A 4816-nucleotide genomic window follows, 5' to 3' on the forward strand; every position below is an offset into this window, starting at 1 on the left:
CGGTTGTTCCTTGTGCCGACCGCTGCATTTCCCGAGCTCGCCGCGTCGATGAGGGCTTCGTCAACTGCTTTGTGTAGTGCTCCTGCGAATCGCTGCTCGCTGAACTGGTCCAAATGGTCATCCATCACGCCGGCTGGCCAGTCTCGGTCGTCCAACGCCACGACCGCCCGCCTGATCAACACAGGCTCTGGCTCGTCGAAGTACACACCGGTCTGCCCCTCGGCAACAGTGTCGAGGAATCCACCCCAACGGAGGACGGCGCTCGGCTTACCGTAACTCGCCGCCTCGAGCGGGGTCAGGCCGAAATCCTCGTAGCTCGCTGCGACCAGACCTCGGCAGTGCTTGTACAGCCACCGGATCTGCGCGTCTGAAAGATCCTTGACCATCCGGATGTTGTCCTGCGACAGGGCATTTAGCTCACCCTCCTGGGGTCCGCTACCGACGACTACCAGTTTTCGATCCGTGCTATGGAAGGCGCGCATGACTTTGTCCACGTTCTTGTAGGGAAGTAAACGTGAGATGCACAGGTAGTAACCCGCATCTACCCAATCGGCCAGTTCTGCTACTGGCGCTGCGGGAAGACTCGAATCGAGAGACTGTGGAGCCGGCAGGATCGTCGCGTCGATGCCGTAGGCATCGCGAATGCGCGGTTCAACCACTGACGATATGGCGAAATACTTGGACGCGGTCGACGCAGCTCGTCGGTCCCAACGCTTCAGCGCAGGCGTCACAAGCGCCAAGAGCGTCCGTATGCCCTTGCCCGCGGACTCGCCGAGGTACGCGTCAGGCTGGTAAATCCAGCGTGCTGGAGAATAGCAATATACGACTTTGGGCCCGGCAGACTTGAAGCCATGGGCCCAGCCGCTACTGCTGACAAGGACGACGTCCGCGTCGATGCGTATTGATGACGCGGCGAAGGGTAGAAGTGGAAGAGCGGCACGATGATTTCGGCGGAGGAATCCAACTCTGTTCAAGACGGATGGACGTATATCCAGGCCTCTGAACTCGGGGTATGTCCCGTCGGGGTCGTAAAGGGTCGTGTAGATGGGCGCATCCGGAAATGCCCGCGCCATCGCGAGCACCACCTTCTCAGCTCCTCCCCGCTGAGTGAGGTAGTCATGTGCAATTGCTACTCGTGGCCGTTCGGTCACTTCAGCATCTCCGACTCCGTGTCGACGATCTCGCCGATCATCGATGAATATTGTTTTGCCAGTTCGGTCCTGATCAGAGCGGCACTCAATACGCACCGTCGCTACCAACTACTGCCTTCGCGGTCTTCGCGATGATCAGTAGGTCCCCCACCATCGACCAGTTCTCGACATATGAAAGATCGAGTCGCACAGTCTCTTCCCACGACAGATCAGATCTGCCACTGACCTGCCACAGACCCGTGACTCCGGGCTTGACCAACAATCGCCGACGAACGTCACCGTTGTAGTTCTCGACCTCCCGGCGCAGCGGGGGCCTCGGCCCCACAACACTCATCTCACGTTTGAGTACGTTGAAAAACTGGGGCAACTCATCGAGACTGAAACGGCGCAGAACTTTGCCGACCGGGGTCACCCGCGGATCGTCACGCAGCTTGAACAAGACTCCGCCGGCACCTTCGTTCCGATCGAGGAGTTGGGCAACCTGCTTGTCGGCGTCGACGGTCATGCTGCGGAATTTGATCATCGAGAACGGTGCGCCGTCGATGCCCATTCGCTCGGACTTGTAGAAGATCGGTCCACGACTGGTCGACTTCACTGCGATGGCGACCGCCAGCAGGATCGGCGAGATCAGCACCAATACCAGTGCTGCGAACGTGAGATCGAAGGCCGTCTTACTGAAGCGTGTCGCGCCGTTGTATTGGGGCTTCTCGACATGGATCAAGGGAAAGCCGGCGACGGGCCGCATCACCAGGCGCGGGCCTGCGACATCTACGACACCCGGCGCGACCACCAGGTCGACGTCCTTTTTCTCCAGGTCCCAGATCATCTTGCGGATGCCCTTGTGCCCGAGGTGTTCCGTGGCGGTCACCGCAACAGTGTCTGCACCACACTCTTCGATCGCGGCGAGGACGTCGTGCTCGTCGCCCAGAACCGGGATCTCGGATCCTTCGACACTGACCACTCCGTCTCGCGGAGCCTCGTATCCGGGCATGCAAATTCCGACCACAGCGTAACCCGAGGAAGGAGACTTCTCGAAGGACTGCGCCATGGATACGGCCGCTGCTCGGCTTCCCACAATCAATACCGAGGTCTTGTATTCGCCCTTGCCTCGCGATCGAGCAACCACCTTGCGCCAGATCCATCGGCTCAGCAGCAGCGCAAGCAGACCGACCGGCAGAGCGATAGCCAAGTAGAGCCGGGCGATATCGATGCGGAACAGTAGGGACACGATCGCGATGACACCGAACAAACGGAAGGTGGCCGACACGATACGTCGGTATTCCTCCGCTCCGTTACCGATGACACGCGGTGATCGCGTGCGGAAGATAGCAAGAAAAGTGATCCAGACTCCGGCGATGACAACCGACAGGCCCGTGTACGTCATCGTCGAGAGCAGACCAGTGGATTCCACACCACCGAAGCGCACGAACTGCGCCAGGCCGACCGACAGCGCGACGACGACGACGTCGGTCAACCGGAGCCGCCGGACGTATTGGTACTCCCACACGTGGCGGGAGGTAAGTCTTCTGACCGCAACTCCGTCCGGTCGTCGTGGAGATCCCCACAGAGAGCGCTGTGCAGCCCCGACAGATGCCACGTGCTCCCCTCCTCTGTATTACGGCGCACACCGGTGGCGAACGCGCGAACTCGGTTCGAACCAATCCGACAAGCAACTGGTATCGAATTGAAATAGTCCCACGCTGCTATCCAATGCACCATGCAAGCGGCGTAGATCACAAATGAATAACAGCAGGTATCCTGCTTACCACACCGCTGCTGACTAGGCGATATGTGTAACAGGAACGCCTATGCTGTAACCGTTCCATTACCCGAAAGCGTTACACGCAAGCACAATCGGCACGGGAATGTGAGATTTCACAGGTTACAGCGCGGTTTACCGTGCGATCGACAGCATCACTCTTGTCAATAGGACGCTGAACAAACCTCTGCACTTGACCACACCGGATGAAACAAGATTTTTACCTACACCAAGGCCAACGAAAAATTGAATTGCCGAGAACTGGCATCAAAGAAAACGAGCATGCAAATTCATTCCATTGAATGAATCCCTGCTCGGATCGAGCGTCGTAATCAGGGACGTCCCAGCCCGCGGTAGTTCCAACCGGCCGCCCGCCACTGCTCCGGATTCAGGCAGTTGCGTCCGTCGATCAGCGTCTTGCTGCGCACCGCGCCCTCCAGATCCCTCGGAGCGAGGGCCTTGAATTCCTTCCACTCCGTCAGCACCAACACCACGTCAGCACCCTCGCAGGCCTCGAGCGCGGAACTGCTGTAGGTCAGGGTGGGGAACAGTGCGCGGGAGTTCTCCATCGCCTTGGGGTCGTACACGTTGACCGCCGCCCCCTGAAGCTGGATCTGTCCGGCGACGTTCAGGGCCGGTGAATCGCGGACGTCGTCCGAATCGGGCTTGAAAGCCGCGCCCAGCACGGCAACTCGAGCACCGAGCAGAGACCCGCAGGCCTCGCGTGCCAGCTCGACCATACGAGTACGGCGTCGCATGTTGATGTTGTCGACCTCGCGCAGGAACGTCAGAGCCTGGTCAGCTCCCAGTTCGCCTGCCCTCGCCATGAAGGCGCGAATGTCCTTGGGCAGACAGCCACCGCCGAAGCCGATGCCGGCATTGAGGAACTTGCGGCCGATGCGCTCGTCGTGGCCGATGGCGTCAGCGAGCACGGTGACATCGGCCCCAGCGGCTTCACACACCTCTGCAATGGCGTTGATGAACGAGATCTTGGTGGCCAAGAATGCGTTGGCGGATGCCTTGACCAGCTCGGCAGTGGCCAGGTCGGTAACCAGGAACGGGATCTTTTCCTCGAGCAGCTGCGCGTAGACCTCGCGGGCGAGCTCCTCGGCGCGCCCCGGACGGGCACGATCGACGCCCAGCACCAGACGGTCGGGGTGCAGTGTGTCCCTGACGGCGAAGCCCTCACGCAGGAACTCGGGGTTCCACGCGACCTCGACGTCGTCGCCGGCCGGCGCGAGTTCGCGAGCGATCTTGCCGAGCCGCTCCGCCGTTCCAACGGGGACGGTGGACTTACCGAAAATGACGGCCGGCCTGGTGAGCAACGGCGCGAGAGTTTCGATGACCGAGTCGACGAACTTCATGTCGGCCGCGAACTCACCCTTCTTCTGGGGAGTACCGACACCGAGGAAGTGCACCTCTGCGAAGTCCGCAGCTTCCTGATACGAAGCGGTGAAGCGCAGCCGTCCGGCCGCGATGTTGCGCTGCAGCACCTCTTCGAGACCGGGCTCCCAGAACGGGACCTCGCCGGCTTCGAGCTTCGCGAGCTTCGCCGGGTCCACGTCCACGCCGAGCACCTCGTGGCCTAGCTCGGCCATGCATGCGGCGTGGGTGGCACCCAAGTATCCGGTACCAAAAACAGTGATTCGCATGCTTCAGTTTCCCCCGCAGGTTGGTCGGCTCGAGTATTCGATCAGCCCCAACAGCATGGTGCTGCCGAGGTCGCGGATGCACCGCTCGAACATGGACAGTAAACACCGACGCGTCCAACTCGTCACTCCCAACGTCAGGTGGTGCGAGCCGACGGCCGTTAAGCTTCGGAGTGCGGTAGCGACGTCCGAGCTCGATACTATGCGCACTGGGCCAATACACTTGCCCGCCGACATCGAGGGGAATCCAGCCGGAC

At 60.6% G+C, this 4816-nt stretch carries 3 protein-coding genes; all 3 read right to left on the bottom strand.

What is annotated here, in order from left to right; genetic code table 11:
• Positions 1-1085: glycosyltransferase (locus CH302_RS20410; RefSeq protein ID WP_230596379.1), on the bottom strand; the 1085-nt coding region annotated here is incomplete at its 3' end.
• Between the two features lie 151 nt (positions 1086-1236).
• A complete protein-coding gene (locus CH302_RS20415) occupies positions 1237-2718 on the bottom strand; it encodes a sugar transferase (RefSeq protein ID WP_082323791.1) in 1482 nt (493 codons plus the stop codon).
• Positions 2719-3242: 524 nt separating this feature from the next.
• Positions 3243-4562, bottom strand: a complete 1320-nt coding sequence (locus CH302_RS20420) for a UDP-glucose dehydrogenase family protein (protein WP_037193762.1) — start codon at positions 4560-4562, stop codon at positions 3243-3245.
• Between the last annotated feature and the right edge of the window lie 254 nt (positions 4563-4816).

It is taken from the genome of Rhodococcus sp. 15-2388-1-1a, from assembly GCF_002259145.1.
GTDB lineage: Bacteria > Actinomycetota > Actinomycetes > Mycobacteriales > Mycobacteriaceae > Rhodococcoides.

Coding starts and splice junctions, on each gene's coding strand:
- CH302_RS20420 (WP_037193762.1), bottom strand. CDS start 4,562: ATGCGAATCACTGTTTTTGGTACCGGATACTTGGGTGCCACCCACGCC.